Annotated in this window: 18 protein-coding genes and 1 pseudogene; 8 read left to right on the top strand and 11 right to left on the bottom strand. The window is 45.8% G+C overall.

Annotated elements, in window-relative coordinates; genetic code table 11:
* Positions 1–157: 157 nt before the first annotated feature.
* From AC58QT_RS32830 to AC58QT_RS32805, 6 genes are read left to right on the top strand one after another with little or no spacing between them, the layout of a single operon-like run.
* Positions 158–538 (top strand): GntR family transcriptional regulator, encoded by a 381-nt coding sequence (locus tag AC58QT_RS32830; RefSeq protein WP_310499961.1) that lies wholly within the window; start codon positions 158–160, stop codon positions 536–538.
* A 3-nt stretch (positions 539–541) separates the two neighbouring features.
* The gene (locus tag AC58QT_RS32825; protein ID WP_497412657.1) at positions 542–1,255 is read left to right on the top strand and encodes an ABC transporter ATP-binding protein; all 714 of its coding nucleotides are present in this window, start codon (positions 542–544) and stop codon (positions 1,253–1,255) included.
* Positions 1,256–1,999, top strand: coding sequence for a hypothetical protein (locus AC58QT_RS32820; protein ID WP_497412656.1), 744 nt, complete (start codon positions 1,256–1,258; stop codon positions 1,997–1,999).
* A gap of 2 nt (positions 2,000–2,001) precedes the next feature.
* Positions 2,002–3,081, top strand: a complete 1,080-nt coding sequence (locus tag AC58QT_RS32815) for a DUF4097 family beta strand repeat-containing protein (RefSeq protein WP_497412655.1) — start codon at positions 2,002–2,004, stop codon at positions 3,079–3,081.
* 21 nt (positions 3,082–3,102) lie between these two features.
* The gene (locus AC58QT_RS32810) at positions 3,103–4,035 is read left to right on the top strand and encodes an ABC transporter ATP-binding protein (protein WP_310499965.1); all 933 of its coding nucleotides are present in this window, start codon (positions 3,103–3,105) and stop codon (positions 4,033–4,035) included.
* Entirely contained in the window at positions 4,028–4,972 is a 945-nt protein-coding gene (locus tag AC58QT_RS32805) for an ABC transporter permease (protein ID WP_497412654.1), read from the top strand. Before AC58QT_RS32810 ends, AC58QT_RS32805 begins: the two co-directional genes overlap by 8 nt.
* A gap of 67 nt (positions 4,973–5,039) precedes the next feature.
* On the opposite strand, the gene AC58QT_RS32800 is transcribed toward AC58QT_RS32805, so the two are convergent.
* From AC58QT_RS32800 to AC58QT_RS32750, 11 genes and pseudogenes are all read right to left on the bottom strand, one after another.
* A complete protein-coding gene (locus AC58QT_RS32800) occupies positions 5,040–5,702 on the bottom strand; it encodes a hypothetical protein (RefSeq protein ID WP_497412653.1) in 663 nt (220 codons plus the stop codon).
* A 33-nt stretch (positions 5,703–5,735) separates the two neighbouring features.
* Positions 5,736–7,382 carry a thiamine pyrophosphate-binding protein gene (locus tag AC58QT_RS32795; protein ID WP_497412652.1) on the bottom strand — a complete coding sequence of 549 codons (1,647 nt, stop codon included), beginning with the start codon at positions 7,380–7,382 and terminating at the stop codon, positions 5,736–5,738.
* 7 nt (positions 7,383–7,389) lie between these two features.
* The gene (locus tag AC58QT_RS32790; protein ID WP_497412651.1) at positions 7,390–9,630 is read right to left on the bottom strand and encodes an EAL domain-containing protein; all 2,241 of its coding nucleotides are present in this window, start codon (positions 9,628–9,630) and stop codon (positions 7,390–7,392) included.
* A 305-nt stretch (positions 9,631–9,935) separates the two neighbouring features.
* On the bottom strand, positions 9,936–11,408 hold the full coding sequence (locus tag AC58QT_RS32785; RefSeq protein ID WP_497412650.1) for a DHA2 family efflux MFS transporter permease subunit: 1,473 nt from the start codon (positions 11,406–11,408) through the stop codon (positions 9,936–9,938).
* A complete protein-coding gene (locus AC58QT_RS32780) occupies positions 11,401–11,862 on the bottom strand; it encodes a MarR family winged helix-turn-helix transcriptional regulator (RefSeq protein WP_497412649.1) in 462 nt (153 codons plus the stop codon). The genes AC58QT_RS32785 and AC58QT_RS32780 overlap by 8 nt, the downstream gene beginning before the upstream one ends.
* Positions 11,863–12,000: 138 nt before the next feature.
* The gene (locus AC58QT_RS32775) at positions 12,001–12,681 is read right to left on the bottom strand and encodes an ABC transporter permease (RefSeq protein WP_497412648.1); all 681 of its coding nucleotides are present in this window, start codon (positions 12,679–12,681) and stop codon (positions 12,001–12,003) included.
* A complete protein-coding gene (locus tag AC58QT_RS32770) occupies positions 12,662–13,597 on the bottom strand; it encodes an ABC transporter ATP-binding protein (protein ID WP_497412647.1) in 936 nt (311 codons plus the stop codon). Before AC58QT_RS32770 ends, AC58QT_RS32775 begins: the two co-directional genes overlap by 20 nt.
* Before the next feature lie 15 nt (positions 13,598–13,612).
* Entirely contained in the window at positions 13,613–14,548 is a 936-nt protein-coding gene (locus AC58QT_RS32765) for a sensor histidine kinase (protein ID WP_497412646.1), read from the bottom strand.
* Position 14,549: 1 nt separating this feature from the next.
* Entirely contained in the window at positions 14,550–15,251 is a 702-nt protein-coding gene (locus AC58QT_RS32760; RefSeq protein ID WP_497412645.1) for a response regulator transcription factor, read from the bottom strand.
* A 70-nt stretch (positions 15,252–15,321) separates the two neighbouring features.
* On the bottom strand, positions 15,322–16,116 hold the full coding sequence (locus AC58QT_RS32755) for a DUF2705 family protein (RefSeq protein WP_497412644.1): 795 nt from the start codon (positions 16,114–16,116) through the stop codon (positions 15,322–15,324).
* Between the two features lies 1 nt (position 16,117).
* Positions 16,118–16,840 (bottom strand): annotated as a pseudogene (locus AC58QT_RS32750) (ABC transporter ATP-binding protein); the annotation flags it as partial.
* Between the two features lie 220 nt (positions 16,841–17,060).
* Here AC58QT_RS32750 and AC58QT_RS32745 point away from each other — a divergent pair.
* Positions 17,061–17,552 (top strand): SRPBCC family protein, encoded by a 492-nt coding sequence (locus AC58QT_RS32745; RefSeq protein ID WP_497412643.1) that lies wholly within the window; start codon positions 17,061–17,063, stop codon positions 17,550–17,552.
* Positions 17,553–17,577: 25 nt separating this feature from the next.
* Complete coding sequence (locus AC58QT_RS32740; RefSeq protein WP_497412642.1) at positions 17,578–18,594, top strand: SDR family oxidoreductase; 1,017 nt, start codon at positions 17,578–17,580, stop codon at positions 18,592–18,594.
* The last annotated feature ends 388 nt before the right edge of the window (positions 18,595–18,982 follow it).

Genomic DNA, 18,982 nt, shown 5'->3' with positions numbered 1-18,982 from the left:
TAGCGCGTCCCCTAGTACCCTTCCCCCGAGTAGGCTTACCCCCACTGGCATGTCTCCCCCCCAAAAAAAGCCATTGACAATTCATAAGGATGCAAATATTCTTATAGTGCACTAGTTCAATAGTGCACTGGTTTGCGGTGTAGAGGAGGGTAGGACGGTGCAACTTAATTTTAATAGCCCGAAACCGATTTATTTGCAGATGGTCGATGAGGTGAAGAAGGCATTGGCGAGGGGCGAGTTGTCGCCTGGTGATAAGATTCCGTCGCATAAGGAACGAGCGCAAATATCACAAGTGAATCCCAATACGGTGATGAGAGCTTACCAAGAGATGGAGCGGGTGGGTTTGACGGAGACGTTACGAGGGCAGGGTACTTTTATCAAGAATGATTCGCAGATGCTCCTCTCGATTCGTTCAGAAATGGCGCAAGCCGCCGTCGATCAATTCATTGAAGAAATGCGTGGTTTGGGCATTAAACCGGACGAAATGGCGCAAATGCTGCGCAATACCATACATAATGATCGCAAGGAGGAGGGATAGACCGTGTCGAGTGAAGAGAATCCGTATATGATCGAGCTCCAGAGCATTCATAAGAAGTATTTGTTAAAGAAAGCGATAAGCGGCATCGATCTTCGGGTCAAGAAAGGTACGATTGTTGGCTTACTGGGGCCTAATGGGAGTGGGAAATCGACACTGCTCAAGATGATGGCCGGTCTGATTTATCCTACCTCGGGCACAATTCTTGTCGGCGGCAGGAAGCCGGATGTGCATAATAAGCAGCATGTCGCATACTTGCCTGAGATTGACAATCTGTACGGGTGGATGACGGTGAAGGAGTCGCTGCAATTTATATCGAGTTTCTACAAGGATTGGCAGGCAGAGAGAGCGGCAGATATGCTTGTCAAAATGGAGCTGAATGAGAACCAGAAGGTTCGGAATCTGTCCAAAGGGATGCGAGCGCGCTTGAAATTGATTGCAGCTTTATCTCGGAAAGTGCCGTTGATCTTACTGGACGAGCCGTTCTCAGGTATTGACCCCTCGTCTCGAGCGAAGATTATCCGCTCCATTATCAGCGAGTTCCAATCGGATGAACAGACGATTGTGCTTTCAACCCACTCGGTGAATGAATCGGAGCCAATGTTCGATGATGTCATTTTTCTGCAGAATGGGCAGGTTACGATATTCGACTCCACGGAAAATTTGCGTGACACGTACGGCTGCTCGTTAGAGAACATTTGGGAGAAGGTGTACGGGTAGATGGCACTCTGGAACCTATTCAGGAAAGAAATGAAAAGTATTTTCCCTTTATTCGGGTTTTTCGCAGTGGGGGTAGTTGCGCTGCACGTCATCGTTTTGTACAAAAGCGCTGATTTCCAAATGGACGCAACGATGGTGTTGGCGCTCATTATCCCTTACTTATTCTTAGTCGCCTTAGCGATAGGAACGGGTTACTATCAGCTCCATGTGGAGTGGAGAACGAACTCGATTTACCTTCTGCTGTCCTTGCCCATTCGAGGGTGGAAAGTACTAGCAGCCAAATTAGCGGCAGTGCTTTCCTTATTGATTGCAACGTCCATCGTGATTGCAGTAAGCTTTGCGAGCTTGTTACTCCGTGTGATGTGGGCGGAAGTAAGCACAAGCGAGGATTGGTCGGAACTAGGGCCCAGCCTAGTGAGTCTAGTACTCAATCTCTACTGGATCTGCCTTTTCGTTATGTTGTTCTTATTAATTGTCGTGCAGTTCACGTTCCTATGTGGGCAGCTCGTAGCTAAATTCAAATGGTTTGTGATGGTCAGTGCGTTTTTTGGCATCATTTGGCTAGTCCTTCGAATCACCCCGTTGTTATCCGACTTACTGGCATGGACACCAGATATCGTGATTGGACATAAAGATTCTGATATGGCTTTCTTGCATTCAGGACCCTTTATTGTGCTCGGGTTACTCTGTATAGGGTTAATTGCGCTAAATGGTTTCATTTTCGAGAAAGAAGTGGAGGTGTGAGGATGTTTTTCCAGCAAAAAAGAAGTATTCTTCTCATCTCCGTAGTGATGCTATTCCTGCTCTCGATTCTGGATATTTCCATTCGTAAGGAAGATACCCTTCAAGCTTTCAGTGAGCAATTCGTGAATACCGAGAAGACAGATGCCTATATCGGCGAGAGACGAGCTGTAACGGCAACCGCACAGCATCTAACAGAGATCAACAAGCCAGAGATAACAGAAGTGCTGCTAACAAGCCAGCGAGGAAAAATATCCGTGCAACGTTCAGAGACTTCCACGATTCAGCTAAAGTATACGGTAACTGTTTCAGCCGCGAATACAGAGATAGCTGATCGCAGGAGAGACGCTGTTAAAGTCGAACAAGAACTCCAGAATGGACAACTCACGTTTGTTACGACAGCGAACGGAAAGGCCATTGATCCCGACCATGTATCTATCGATTATGTACTTGCTATCCCCGATACGATGAAGTCGACGATTGAGAATGAAGATGGCGCTGTGCGAATCAACGGGATTAACGGGAATGTTACGGCCACATCAACCAGTGGGCTCATGGAAATTGTTAATGTAAAGGGAGACCTCAAAGTGAAATCCTCCTATGGAAGTCTTTACATGGCCGACATTAAGGGGAATGTTGATCTAGTCAATCGATCGAGTACAACGAATATTGATCATACCCAAGGTAATTTAATCCTTGATCATCAATCAGGTCATACCGATCTAACAGACATTACTGGAGAAGTGACAGGGAATGCGAACCACGGTTCTGTATTTTTTCGCGAATTGAAGGGTTCTGTGTCCGTTGTAGGACAGGGTGCCGATATGAAATTCGACCATATCCAGGGAGACACGCAAGTGGTGTCGGACAAAGGTGGTAACCTGACGTTCATTTTGTCCAAAGACGAGGGGTACACGTTGGATGCTGCGGTGAGCAAAGGACGCATTCAGTCCTTACTTCCTTTACCTATTCAGAAGGTGACCGATAACGAATATGGAACACGCATGAACGGCGTACTGGGACAAGGGACACGAAAAATAGGGGCTAAGATGAAGTCTGGCGACATCATTTTCCAAGTTAACTAAATTGAGAAGGAGGTTCCATGCATGAGCAGTGAACCTATCGTAAGTTTGCGCGGGGTTACGAAGCGAATCGGGCGAACAACCATTATTGATAATCTAACGTTTGATGTGCCGCAAGGGGAGATCTTCGGATTCCTCGGGCCAAATGGTGCAGGAAAGACGACAACGATCCGTATGATGGTCGGATTAATGTCCATCACGCAGGGCGAAATTGTGATTAAAGGGAAGAACATTAAGCATGACTTTGAGCAAGCGATCCGCCATGTGGGAGCGATCGTTGAGAATCCGGAAATGTATAAGTATTTAAGTGGCTATCATAACCTTATTCATTATGCGCGCATGGTACCTGGGGTTACGAAGGAACGAATTGACGAAGTGGTCAAGCTGGTGAAGTTAGAGACACGGATTCATGACAAGGTGAAGAAGTACTCGCTGGGTATGCGCCAGCGATTGGGTGTTGCTCAGGCGCTGCTGCACAGGCCGTCACTTCTCATTCTGGACGAGCCAACGAATGGTCTAGACCCTGCAGGGATCCGGGAGCTGCGTGATTACCTGCGTCATCTGACGCGATCCGAAGGAATCACAGTGATTGTATCCAGCCACTTGCTAAGTGAGATGGAGCTGATGTGTGATCGTGTTGCTATTCTTCAGCAGGGCAAGTTAGTTGATGTGAAAACGATTCAAGATTTCATGGCAGATTCGCAGGATGGGACGCAAACGTATTTAATTGAAGCTACACCTGCGGAGCTGGTGCACGCTGCGATTGTTGGCATGACAGGTGTAAAAGATGTGAAGATAGTTCCTCAAGGCGTAGAAGTTGTGACAGAGAGAGACTGTATTCCTGACATTTTGGCAGATTTGATGCGTAGAGATGTCCGCATCTATGGTGTTCAAGTGCTGCGATTATCGTTAGAAGATCGGTTCTTGGAAATGACAGGAGGTGAACAAGTTGGTTAATTTGATTCTGAACGAAAATATGAAGCTCTACCGTCGAGTACGTACATGGCTCATGGTCGCTATCATGATTGGCGCCGTTTTCTTAGGCAGTTTCATGGATTGGTACTACGATGACAAATCGGGAGAGGTCGATGCGTGGCGAAATCACGTGATTGAGCAGAAGCAGGAGCTCGCAGATGCGCTGAAGGAGCCCAAACGGAGTGCAGAGAGCAAGGCAAGTATCGAAAGGCAGATCGCTAGGTACGATTACCATCTCGAGCATAATATTCACCCGGAAGGGGGGACGATGTGGAGCGGAATAAATGATTCGGCGCATTTGATTATCTTGATCACCTTGTTCACGGTTATTGTTGCGGGGGACAGCTTGGCGGGTGAATTCACGACAGGGACCATTAAGCTGCTCCTGATTCGACCTGCGAATCGAACGAAAATTCTAGTGTCTAAATATTTATCGATGATTGCTTTTGGTTTGTTCTTGTTAATTATTCTGTTCGTTGTGTCTATTCTAGTAAACGGAATTCTATATAAGTTTGGGTTAATCGACCTGCCCCTAGTAACCATCGATGCGGCGGGTCAGGTTGTAGAGAAAAGCATGATTGCTAATCTGTGGAAAACCTATCTGCTCAATGGCGTATCTACGATTATCTTCGTCACCATGGCCTTCATGATTTCCTCTGCCTTCCGCAGCAGTATCATGGCGATTGGATTTTCCATCTTTGCTTTATTTGCGGGAACGATCTTCTTGGAACTCTTGCAGCGTTACGAATGGAGTAAGTACTTGCTGTTCTCTAATATTGATCTGTCCCAGTATTTGAGTGGCCGCCCGTACCAACCAGGAATGACACTTGAATTTTCAATTATCGTGTTGAGTGCGTATTTCCTTATTTTCAATATAGTAGCGTGGCTTGTATTTACGAAGAGAGATGTGGCTGCGTAAAAAGTGGATAATAGCTACAATAAAGAGGCACCCGCTGGGTGCCTCTTTGCATTTCGTCATCAGCTATCTAATAACAGTCTTTTATAACGGTTACAAGCTTCCCGATTAATTGTCCTTTGAAAGCTTCTGGAATAGATTGACCAGCTGGGTTTGAATAATGATAATTTTGCATCTCTAGATGATAAGAAAATCCTAGTGTGAGTAAGAAGTCATGAAGTTCGGTGGGGAATTGATCGAACCCTATTGTATTCTTATAATAATCTGTAGCGCTGATGGTTACATCAATATCGCCTTTTCCAGTACTGAGACTTATAAGATCCGCAGGGTCTTGTACAATCCATTGACCTTTCGAAAAGATGGATAACCTAGCGTTATCCAAAGTAGCAATTCCTGTTAGATTGACACCGAAAATGTCATTGACGAGACTTCGAATCTCTTCACCTATGATCGTAGGTCCATAGGATAACAGATATCTATCCATAGCTTCTACCTTGGTCATAGACATGATTTCAGCATCGTGATCCGTAGAGGCAGGGTCTATGCCAAGTGATTCCCTAATAGGTTTCATGATTTCGAGTGGGTATAAGGCTAATATACTGCCTTCACCGTTAGCGGAGATGTCATCTAAGCTAATATGATAAACAATTTCGATAATTTCTCTAATCTTAGGGCCTGTTAGAATTTCGAGATGGGAGGCCAAGTGGCTGTCCATGACCGCTATCTTCGACATCGTACGATCCTCTTTTCATTGTTGGTGGTAAGTTTAATCTAAACTAAGCAATCTAGTAAGAATCGGAGGAATTTCTAGCGGATCAACCATTACCTCGATGACCGTAGCTGTATTGGACTGCAAAGCTAACTGAACCGCGTTCGTAATGTCTGTTTCATTTTCACAGCGATACGCCAGTGCTCCCATAGATTGTGCAAATAAGCTAACATCCAGCGGTCGCTCAAAGATAGCTCCAACGGACCGTCCCGTGTTATAAGACATACCCTTTTCTACCATATCTAACCGACCGTTATTCAAAACGAAGAAAATAACCGGAATCCCATGGTTAACGGCTGTCGATATTTCTGTGCCGTGCATCATCATGCAGCCGTCGCCGGTCACACAGACGACAGGGCGTTCGGGCATGCCAATTTTCGCACCGATCGAAAAGCCGATCGCTGCCCCCATCGTTATGAACATTTCAGCTAAAAAGAATGTCCCAGGCTCGATGATTTCGAAATTCTGTACAGCATAAAAAGAGTGGCTCCCTGCATCCCCGAAGATAACCGCCTCTTTCGGAAGCACAGACCGCAAACTTCTGAACGCCGCCCCCGCTGACAATGCGGTTTCCATTGGAGCGGTCGTTGCTGCTGCTTCTGCACGAGCTGCTAGCACTTCATGCTCTTTGAGGGATGCTCCGCTTTGCATAATGAGTTGATTCAGGTTGTATGCGATATCGCCTAGGATGACTTGCGTTGGCGCTTGAAGGGTCTTACCTGCGAACGTAAGGTCATATTCGAATTGCAATACCTTCTCTGGCTCCATGTCAGCCGTAAATCCGGACAAAGACATGTCGCACAATTTGCTGCCAACAACGATCATCAAGTCAATGCCGGATTTCATATATTCTGTTGCATATATGGAACCGCCGAGGCCATATCCGCCCAAGTATAAGGGATGGTTAGTGGAAAATGCCCCTTTCCCACCAGTTGAAGTTACGACAGGAATTCCCCAATGTTCAGCAATAATCCGCACTTGGTCGTATGTTTCCGCCGCGACGGCGCCTTTGCCCAGAAAGAGGACAGGTTTCTTAGCTTCATTGATTAAGGATACGGCTTTATCAATATCAGGGGATACAAGTGGTGAAATATGGTCCGGTAAAGGCAAATAAAAGGAATCCACTTCTTCCATCAGCACATCAAATGGGATACAAAGATGAACGGGACCTTTTTCACCTGTGTAGGCTTTTTCCAAGGCATGTTTAAGGTATAGGTGAAGAAGATCGCCTCGCTCGACGCGAGCACTAAAGAGGGTCACGGGTTCGAACATTTTAACCAAATCTACTGAAAATTGGCTTGAATCCTGACTTAAAGCACGTCCAGTCTCTTGCATCGAAGGCTGTCCGGTAATAAATAATACAGGTAACTGGAACTCTTTGGCATGCCCCGCGCCTGGAATTAGATTCGTTCCTCCAGGTCCGGAAGTGCCAATCGCAATTCCCATCGTTTTTTTCGCCAGTGCATAACCTGATGCTTCAAACCCGCAGCCGGCTTCGTGGCGACCTAGCACATATTCGATTCCGTAATTTTCAAGTTCCAGCATCAGCGGGGAAATAGACTTCCCCGGAATGCCGAATACGTGAGAAATACCCCAATTTTTAAAATGCTCGACTAATAATGTATACACTCTCTTTTTCATCATATCACCTTTACAATTTGGTATCGATTTCCACTGTTTTCATCAACAACTGCTCAATTTGTTCTGCAGGTAATGGCCGATGATAATAAAAACCTTGTACTTCATGGCAGTTCTGACTACGCAGAAAATCCAATTGTTCCTTAGTTTCTACACCTTCTGCGATTACATCAATTCCAAGGTTATGGGCCATAGCAATTATTGTAGCTACAATATCTGCGTCATTCGAATCCGTCATAATATCCCTGACAAAGGATTGATCAATTTTTAACCGATCAATGGAGAACAATTTTAAATAGTAGAGATTGCTGTAGCCTGTCCCAAAGTCGTCGATGCAAATTTGTATACCTAATTCCTTCAGTCTTCCGAGTACCTCAATCGCGACTTCAACATTCATAGTCATCGACTCCGTAATTTCGAGCTCAAGGTATTGGGGATCTATGTGAGTTTCGTGTAAAATCTCTGTAATCGTCTTTACCAGATTCTGCTTTGAGAATTGGCGAGAAGAAAGATTGACCGATACGCTCATAGGAGGGTATCCTTTTTCTTTCCATATTTGATTTTGAATGCAAGCGGTTCTAAGTACCCATTCCCCAAGGGGGACAATGAGTCCTGTTTCTTCCGCAATCGGGATGAACTTAGCTGGAGGGACCAAGCCGAGTGTGGGGTGATTCCAGCGAACGAGCGCCTCGGTACCAATAATGTTCCCTGTCAGTGTATCGATTTGGGGCTGGTAATATAACACAAATTCCTCTTCGCGCAACGCTTTACGGATCGAATTCTCCAATGTAAGCTGTTCAATACCGCTGCTGTTTGGGCTAGGTTTGAAAATGTTATAGTTGTTCTTTCCGTCTTCTTTCATACGGTAAAGAGCAATGTCAGCGTTCTTCATCAGCATCTCGCCATTCATGCCATCTTGCGGATAGAACGCAATACCGATACTAGCTGTTATATAGAACTCATAGCCTTCCACTGCAAACGGTTTCTCAAATGCTTTTATAATTACTTCCGCAACATGAATGGCTTCTGTATGATCCGTCATCTCTTGCACGAGGATCGTGAATTCGTCCCCACCCATTCTTGAAACCAATTGATTAGGCGCATGGCAGCAAGTTTTTAGACGCTCGGCAACTAGCTTCAAAAGTGTGTCACCATTGTTATGACCTAGCGTGTCATTAATCTTCTTGAAGCTGTCCAGATCAAGAAACATGACGGCAAAGATACTTTTTTCTTGTATCCCGTGTCTCAGCAATTCATCAATATGCCGGGTAAAAAATCTTCGATTCGGTAAACCAGTTAAATCGTCATGATAGGCCAAATAATTGATCTGTTTTTGCGTATGATAACGCTCCGTGATATCGCGAAACTGCGCAAATGCACCCATGATCTGCATATTCTCATCGCGAATAGGGAAGGCGTCGAACAGGCAAACCAGCTCGTCTTGCCCCTTCTGAGGGGGAAGCATCAATTCCATATCTTCGTATTCTTTTCCCGTTTGAAGAACCTCTTGAATGAAATCATTTGTTTTGGCATCCGGGATAGGTTTATTGATGACATCCTGTTTTTTGGAACCTGTTAAAATTTCAGCAAACTTGTTAAACTCGGTAATGATCCCATCCCGATCAGTAATAATAATGCCGTTTCTTGTTGTTTCGATGACCACCTGATTCAAAATGTGCAATCGCCTATTTTGCTTTTTCAGCATGAGTTCTCTTTCGATCGAATCTACGACTGTGCAGAGCATCGCCAATAAAAATGGATTATGCTGATCAATCGCTGTCATGATCGATATCGTTCCGAGCAATTTGTTGCCATCTGAATGCTTGAAGGGTACGGTATAGCAGGCAGAATACCCCAAAAATTCGTAATAATGATCGTTCCCAATAAGTTGAAACGGCTGACAATGTTCCAAAACTAAATTAACGCTGTTGGTTCCTGCTTCATGTTCGTTGAATACGAGACCAACCGTAATGCCCGATTGCTCGATCACGCTCTTAATCGCTTCATCTCCGGCCATTTCCAGCACGCAGCCATTCTCATCCGTGATTAAGATCAGTACAGGTATCCCTTTCATGAGCTCTAGCATTTTATGAACAAAAAAAGTAATAACAGATAATATTTCTTCGTATTCAGCTCGTTTGAGAGTCAAATCGTCTTCTGATAAAATGTTAGAAAAGGTGGGAATCCCCCGTGGATTAATACCTAGCTTTTCACATCTCTTTTTTGACTCCAAGATTAAAGATACATTGCTCAAAGCAATCCCCCTTCGCTACCATGAAATTGCAAAAAATTATATTTGAAAAATCTAGAGTAACCCCAGTATTTATCGTTTCACTTTCATTATGTCTATTTATCTCGTTTTTTGTCAATTTATTTATATTTAGTTATGTAAAAAAAAGTAAACACAAAAGTGGTTTGACAATTTTTCCTTGATTCCCGTTAGATGATGAGTATCGCCAATAGTGATTTGTCATAAACGAAAGACTTATAGTAGAAAAAGCTCATCTTCACAGATGAGCTTTTTCGTCGTTTTATTTTGTAAAACAAATCGCGTCTTCTTTAGGCTGCTTTATCAACATTAGGTTCTTCGGCTGGCGTAGTCTTTCTAATAAAGAAGGCTAGCACCAGTGCGGCGAGCGTCATCCATGTTGCGATTTCAAAGGAGAAATTGATCCCATATACCGTGGCATGATGCGTAACGTCAGCCATAGCTGCCGCGTCTTTTGGGTCGATTTTACCTGCTACAACAAGATCTTTCGCTCGGGAAGTTGCCGTATTCGTCATAATTGTAACCAGAATTGCGGTACCGAGTGCACCAGCGACATTTCGAAGTGTCTGGGACATGGCCGAACCATGCGCGTTCAAGCGTCTTGGCAGTTGATTCAAGCCTGCTGTTTGAATCGGCATCATCAGCATGGACATACCAAACATCCGAAGCGTGTAAATCAGCATGAGATGGGAATACGTAGAATCCACAGTAAGGTGACTGAATTCAAAAGTTGTAATCGTTGTAATCGTCAAACCGATAACCGCGAGCCAACGTCCACCAATTTTATCGAAAATAATACCCGTCACTGGGGACATAATGCCCATCAGGATGGCACCAGGCAGAAGCAATAGTCCAGAATCTAATGGTGAGAATCCACGGATATTTTGTAAGAAGATCGGTAGCAAGACCATAGCAGAAAACATCGCCATCGTAATGATGACATTAATGACAGTAGTTAAGGAGAACATGCTGTATTTGAACACGCGAAGCTCGAGAAGTGGTTTCTCTATTTTAAGTGCGCGCCATACGAATAGAAGCAAGGCTAGTGCGCCAATAATTAAGCAACTCACAACCGTAGTGCTGCCCCAACCATCAGATCCAGCATCACTAAATCCGTACAACAAACCACCGAAACCAAGCGTAGAGAAAATGACGCCAAGAATATCGAATTTAGGTGTAGACGTTTTGATCACATTTTTCATGGAAAAAGCGCCGAAAACCAATGCAAATAAAGATAATGGCAAAATAATATAGAACAGCATACGCCAAGAATGATGCTCAACAACCCACCCAGACAAAGTCGGTCCAATGGCAGGCGCACAAATCATAGCAAGACCCATAAGGCCCATGGCTTTACCGCGTTCAGCTACAGGGAAAATCGTTAGGAACACAATCGTCATCAGCGGCATGAGAATACCAGCACCGATCGCTTGAACGAGACGCCCGGTTAATAAAAGGCTAAAGCCTGGGGAGAAGGCACAAATGATGGTGCCTAGCGCGAAAAATCCAGATGCGACTAAGAATAACCTTCGCGTCGTAAAGCGAGAAATCAAAAAGGCACTGATCGGGACGAGAACACCGTTCGCGAGCATATAACCATTGATTAACCATTGAATGGTATTTTCATTGACATCCAAATCCTTCATCATGCTCGGCAAAGCAACATTTAGCAAGGTCTGAGCTAATAGGGCAACAAAAGCCGCGATCAGCAGGGATGCGACGATCGGGCCTCTTCGTAGGGTGTTCGTAACTGCATTACTCATACGTAGAATCTTCCTCCAGTTCTTGGTGCAGAATGCGCACAATTTTTTGGTGAATACGAAGCAAACTGTCGATTTCTTCATCCGACATTTGCAAGAGCGGAGACATGCGCTCCACTTGGTTTTCACGCACGCGTTGAAGCAACTGCTCGCCTTTGTCTAGCAGCTTAAGGGTGACCGACCTGCGGTCTGTGCTGGATTGTTCGCGGGATACCAGTTGATCTCTAACCATGCGATCGATAATGCCGCTCGTCGTGCTTTTGCCCAATTGAATGTATTCGGCTAGCTCTGATAGCGTGATGCCAGGCTTCTCACTTAGCTTTCGAAGGACGAATGATTGAATCGGTGTGACGTTCAAATGTTGGTAAGCTTTACTCATCACCTGATGAAAAGCTTGTTTGACCTCTCGTGCGGACTGAATGATTTCGAGTGTACGCTGTTGTTGCTGATCGTCCATGTTCATTCCTTCCTCCAATTAAATTTCGCACGCGAATAATTCGTATGCGAACTATTATAGAAGCTTATGCAAAGTACTGTCAAACGAATAAATTTGGTTGTTTATCCTATTTTGTGTATATAGATGAATAGAGCCAATCTATAATTGGCTCCTTCGTACGCCTGCGTAGGCGGTAAGAACTCCGAGTGCAAAGCACAATAAGGCTGCCATCACGAAGTTTCCATAGCCATCTTCAACTGAGAGGTTATTGACAATAACCATGGCGGCATTCGATAGGAGAAAGGAACTTATGATTAAGGCAGGCATTGTTTTGCGGATCATACCAAAATAAAGGGGAATCAACGCTACACTTGCGCAAGCGAAAGCGAAAATCAGCATGCGAATCGCTTCTTGCTGAAGCCGCTCGGTAGTGAGCGGTTCGGTAATGTACTGGTAATGTGAATTGGCAATCAGAAGTGAGATCACCACGAAAATATTGTTGAGTAACTCCGTGACGAATGTCCAAGCCCCGATAATGATCAATTTAGCCAAGAAGATCATCTTCCGAGGTACAGGGTAAGCGAAGAGTAGGGTAATCGTTTTGTTGCGATACTCATCAATGATCATTCGTGACATCAATACGGAAGCGAAAATGATGAAAGTAACTCCGGAATAGTTCATAATACTCTGGAAAACGCGGTCATAGCTTCTGACCCCATTGTTCGGTACGTCGCTGCTCACAACCCATAGCGCTACCATGAGATTGGTAATCACGGCGCTAAGCAGTAGTCCGCGCCACTTCGTTTTCTTCAGTTCCAGCTTAATGAGCTTCCAAAGCATCACGGTTTCCTCCTTCAATGACCCCGAGGAAATAATCTTCGAGCGAGCGGGTCTTCTTGTTCAGCGCTTCAACGCCAATCTCATGATGGACGAGTAAGCGATTCAGCTCTACAGGTGCAACGCGGGGATCATAGATACGTATGGCGCTGTGGTCCATGATTTTATAATTAACGATAGCCAGCTTATCCTCTAGAACAAGTACAGCCCGCGGCACATCGGTCACGACAATCTCTGTATATTCGTTATGCCGTCCTCGAACCTGTTCCATGGAGACCTCTTCGAGCAGTCTGCCGTGGTTGATGACGCCGATCGTATCAGCCAATTGCTCAATTTCCTGTAAAATATGGCTAGAAATAAGCAGGGTCATGCCAAACTCTTTGCTCAACATGCGAAATAGATCGCGGATTTCGCGAATCCCCGATGGATCCATGCCATTCACAGGCTCATCGAGGACGAGCAGTTCGGGCTTTGTGCAGATGGCCCGGCCAATGCCAAGACGCTGCTTCATACCTAGTGAGAAATCCTTCACGGGCTTATTGCCAATGTCGGATAGTCCAACCAGATCCAGTGTTTCGCGAATCGCATTTTTATCGTAATAGCCCATATATTCGCAGTGCAGCTCCAAATTCGCGCGTGCAGTCAGATGGTCATAGAAGATCGGATACTCAATAATGCTGCCCATCCGTTTCATCGTTTCGTAAGAGTGGGGGGTTAGTGGAGCCCCGAATAATTCGATTTCTCCACTAGTAGGCGGGATGAGATTCGTAACCATACGCATGACCGTTGTTTTGCCCGCACCATTAGGACCGAGGAAACCGTAGATCTCGCCACGGCGAACATGCATGTTGACACCGGAGACCACTTCGGCTTTTTTGTACCGTTTAGATAATTGTTTTGTTTGCAGAATAAAGCTCATCACTTCGGGCTCCTTTCAAAAGCGGATCAGTGGAAAACGTACCTTAAATACGGTTTTCACATGGGGTATGCTGTGCAGGGAAATACTCCCCTCCATGAGTTCAACTAACCGCTTCGTAATCGTGAGACCTAGGCCGCTGCCTTGATAGGTCTGGTTTCTTGAATCCTCCAGCGTATAAAGCCGCTCGAAGACGTTCAAACGATCGCGCTCATGAATGCCCTTGCCTTGATCCCACACCTCGATATAGACACTAGTTTCATCCTGTCGTAAGGCAATGCCAATCAGACCTCCATCGTTTCCATAACGAATGGCGTTGGAGAGCAGGTTTTGCAGCACCCGTCCGAGTGCTTCCGCATTGCCATAGGCATAGATCGGCGTTTCAGGTATCGCGACATCGACTTCTAGTCCATGTGACTCAATTAATTCGTAGTAGAAAAGAATGCTGTTCCGGCAAGCTTCGCTCAGATCAATTTTGGATAAAGGGAGGGGGCGATCACCAGATTCCAAACGTGCCAGATCGAAAAACTGGTTCGTCAGATGTAAGATGTCGAGCGTTCTCTCATGAACCTTGAGGGAGAGTCGCTTCCGCTCCTCCTCGCTGGCTGTTAGATCATGTGCAAGGGTCTCTGTCAGACCCAACACAACCGTAAGCGGCGTTTTCAGGTCATGTGACATGTTCGCAACCATCTTCTTAATCGCATTTTCCATGCGGGTATAGTCGGCTTCCACTTTGCGATTCGCATCGAGGAGTCGGTTTATGACAATGAGTAAGTGCTGGAGCTGCGTGGAATTGGTATGGAGATGAACTTTTTCGGAAGATTCCTGTTCGAGAATATCGGTTAGTTTCGTCTGCAAATAGCGGAGATGACGCGATTGGTCAATTCGAGTCTTCAATTGAATGAAGATAACGATCCCAAGAAGGATACACAGGCAGGGCCACACAACATGCATATCAGAAATCCCCCATTTTGTAACCAATCCCCCATACGGTCTTGATGTACCGCGGGTGCGCAGGATCGTCCTCAATTTTCTCCCGTAAGCGTGATATATGGACCTGAATCGCATTCACATCGTCATAGTAAGCGTCATTCCAAACGGAGCGATAGATTTGCTCTTTGGAGAAGGCCCGTTTGGGATGAGACATCAACAGCTTTAAGATCAGTAGCTCCTTTGCCGTGAGGTTGAGGGGCGTGTCGTTTTTGGTCACGAGATGCTCATCGGGATGAAGTGTTAGTTCATGGATGTGCAAGAGGGCCTGATCAGCCTGTGCAACTGAAGGATTGGCATATTGGGACGCACGCCGCAGAATCGCTTTGACACGTGCGGACAATTCAATCAGGGAGAATGGCTTCGCCAAATAGTCATCAGCTCCAAAGCCGAGACCCAGTGCTTTCTCAACATCACTATCCTTCGCGGACAAAATGAGAACAGGCACCGTACTTCCGCTCCGCACCCTCCGCAGCACCTCCATGCCATCAACCCCTGGCAGCATCAGATCCAGCAGTATCATATCAAAAGCATCCTCGGCAAAGAGCCGCAGCGCCGCCTCCCCATCAGGGGCATGTCGAACGGTGAGACTCTCTTTGGCTAAATGGCCCAGGACCATTTCAGCAATAGCCGGGTCATCTTCTACAAGCAAAATGTGATTAGGCATGTGAGTTCCACCTTTATGTCATATGCTTCCAGTATACTGCTTTGTCCGCTTATATTGAAATGGATGTGGTTTAGATAGAAACATCACGTTTAGCGAACACATACCAAGCTAGCGTGAGGAATAGGAGTTGATAGCAGGCTAGCATTATCAAGGAAAAAGATAACGACATACTGCTTATTAGCGGCCTACCGTCCACATAACTCAATAAGTTGGTATTGGCGAAAATCAGAAATTTGGACCATTCAAATTGTTTAAGAACATAAGCTAACTGACCGCTGGTTAATAAGAAGAACAAGGAAATTCCTATGGCTATGGAGCTTGCACGAAACACAGAAGAGAACATGAAGGCAAGTGTGACCATGACGATCATTTCGATGCCGCTGTAACCAATTGCTTTCCAGGCGTAAGCGGCATTCGAGAACGCAGCTCCGGTATGAAGCTCGGAAGCACCGTCCCATCCGAAAAACAGGCCACCTGCAAGAATCGTGGTCAATACAAGCAATAGCATAAGACCCAGCCCGAAGAATAGGACAGTCACAAATTTGGAGAGTAAGATTGTAGAGCGGCTGAAGGGACGGATGAGCAGTAATTTAATCGTACCGCCGGAGAACTCGGAGGCCACAATGCCCGCGGCGACGATAATCGTAAATAAGGTGACAATATCCATGAGATTGGGAATGGCGGATAGACACAAATCTAAGAACTCCCACACATTGTTCGCGGCAAGCTCATCTTCGTTCGCATATTTACAAAGCAGGGCTACCGCGATAACCAGTATCGGAATGAAGGCAATCATCACCCAAGTTCCGAATTTGGTGAAGATTTTAATACCTTCATTTTGTACGAGTTTAGTGAAATTACGCATAGTTGGTGACCTCCGTCAAGTGGATATATTTCTCTTCAAGTGTCAGTGAGTCAGTCTGGGATTGTAGATCAGCAAGCGAGAAAGTGGTACGTAAACGACCATCGATGACGACGCCAAACCGGTCGCACATTTGCTCCATCTCAGCAAGTAAATGGGAGGACACCATCACAGCGATGCCTTCTTCAGCGGCCATCTTGCGGACGAGCTGGCGCATTTCACGAATGCCCGCGGGGTCAAGACCGTTGGTCGGCTCATCGAGGATGAGCACGGCGGGCTTATGGAGCAGGGCCTGGGCAATCCCTAGCCGCTGGCGCATGCCGAGCGAGTAGGTCTTCACTTTGTCGTGAATGCGGGCTGTCAGCCCGACGAGCTGCACGATCTGATCGATGCGGCTCTGCGGAATGCCCTCTACCATGCGAGCGAATTGCTTTAGATTTTGCATCCCGGTGAGATGCTTGTAGAGCTCGGGATTCTCGATAATCGCTCCAACGTGCTGAATTGCCTCACGGAAGCTTGTGCGAATGCTGTAGCCGTTAATAGTCACATCACCATCGCTCATGCCGATGAGGCCGACCATCATGCGGATGGTTGTTGTTTTGCCGGCGCCATTAGGCCCGAGGAAGCCGAAGACCTCGCCAGGGAAAAGATCAAATGTAATCTGATCCACAATGTTCCTAGTTCGAATCCGTTTAGTTAAATGGCGTACTTCGACAACGGGTTGTATGTTAGCTAACTTGTTCAACTTGTTCATATGTGTACCTCCCATAAGTTTCATACGCTTATCTTACTAGAGACATCATGCAGGACTCTTTCCAAAACCTTACGAAAGTCTTTCGATGTACGAGGAACATCGTAGCTCGTTTCCATTTCTTGATTGAACAGGCATCTACAGGTAAGATGAAAGTAAGCAATTTGAGATAGAACAATGATAGAGGAGGCATCGTATGATAGCTGATCTGCAACCCGTGCAAGGTGGATATGTGGCTCGATATGAGCGTCATTGGCCGCATGATGTGAAGGCAGTCTGGTCATGGTTGACGGAAAACGATAAGCTTACACAATGGTTCCCCGAGCTTGAAGTGGAGGAGCTCCGAGTTGGCAGCGTGATTCATTTTCACATGCCAGACGAGACGTCCATTCCTATGGAGATTCTTGAGCTGACGACACATCGTGTACTCGCATTCACCTGGGACGAGGATCGCGTTCGTTTCGAACTTCAAGCGGAGCCAGACGGCGGATGTCTCTTCTTGTTTAGTGAATTTTTACATAGAATTACCGAGCACACCCCAAGAGATTTGGCTGGTTGGCATGTCTGTTTGGATGTGATTGAGACGTTGTTGGAGGGAAGAACCGTTACTTCGCGCAAAGAGATGTGGAATGCGTGGTACGAGGAGTACAAACAACTGACAGATGCAGTCTTGATGAAAAAGGCGTAGTACATTTAGTAATGGAGGGGACATAATGAAAGCACTATTTATTGGCGGAACGGGGACGATCAGCTCGGCAATTACGAGGCAATTACTTGCTACAGGCTGTGAGCTATATCTATTGAATCGAGGCACACGCAATGCAGACTTACCAGCAGGTGCGCGTATCCTGCAAGCGGATATTAACGATGAGGAGCGCGTTGCGCAGCTGATTGAGGACTTATCGTTTGATGTCGTAGCGGATTTCATTGCCTTTGAACCGTCTCAGTTGGAGCGGGACTATAGACTGTTTCAGGGGAAGACGAAGCAATTCATTTTCATAAGTTCAGCTTCTGCCTACCAGACACCGTTATCGGATTATCGCATCACGGAAGGCACGCCATTATCCAATCCTTTATGGGCATATTCCAGAAACAAAATCGCATGCGAAGAATATTTGACTAAACAATATAGAGAGCAAGGTTTCCCGATCACGATCATTCGTCCTAGTCATACTTATGATGAACGTTCGATCCCCCTCGGTGTGCACGGCACAAAAGGCAGCTGGCAAGTAGCGAAGCGGATGATGGAGAATAAGCCTGTCATCATTCATGGTGACGGTACATCCTTATGGACAATGACGCACAACAGTGATTTTGCTAAAGGTTTTATTGGTCTTATGGGCAATCTTCATGCCATTGGAGAGTCAGTTCATATTACATCGGATGAAACTTTAACTTGGAATCAGATTTATGAAGCTATCGCAGATGCGCTAGGTGTGAAGCTGCATGCCGTACACGTAGCGTCTGAGTTCCTGGATGCTTGCAGTGCGCAGGACTATCGGGGTGGGTTGCTTGGAGACAAGGCCAATTCCGTTGTTTTTGATAATTCGAAGCTAAAGAGGCTTGTACCTGAATTCGTAGCTACAACACGGTTCGATCAGGGGATGAAGCGAACGATTGCGAACATTTTGGCTAATCCAGAGCTGCAGCGTGAAGATCCCGAGTTCGATGTCTGGTGCGATAAAGTAGTAGGCGCGCTAGAGGCTGCTCGTCAGGCGATACTGGAGTAATGAGTAATGGATGATGATTGGCACCCGTAGGGTGCCTTTTCTACTTTTATGGCCCTAAGCAGCCACATCCAAGCAGAGCCCACCCGCCGCTGCAAAAAAATAGATGGATTTTCTGTAGCTAATTTTGCCCAAATGGCCACCTAGAAGAGAATAACTGGATTTACTACAGGTAATTCAAGGGGAATTCTATAGGATGACCAAAATGGGCTGAAATAGCTGGAGTTTTGAGACTGTCGATTAACTGTTTATCCTGAATATCCAATAAACATTTGAAATGTAGAGAAACAACCGGGAACTTCTGCAACTCGAGATAACTTATCGCTTCCATGACATAGAGATGAACCTCGTTTGCAAAATAGCGTTATGAAAACATCTTATTTATTAGTTT

The organism is Paenibacillus sp. J31R109, assembly GCF_059692055.1.
Note: the sequence above shows the minus strand (reverse complement) of the source record. Positions and strands in the feature narration are given on the sequence as shown.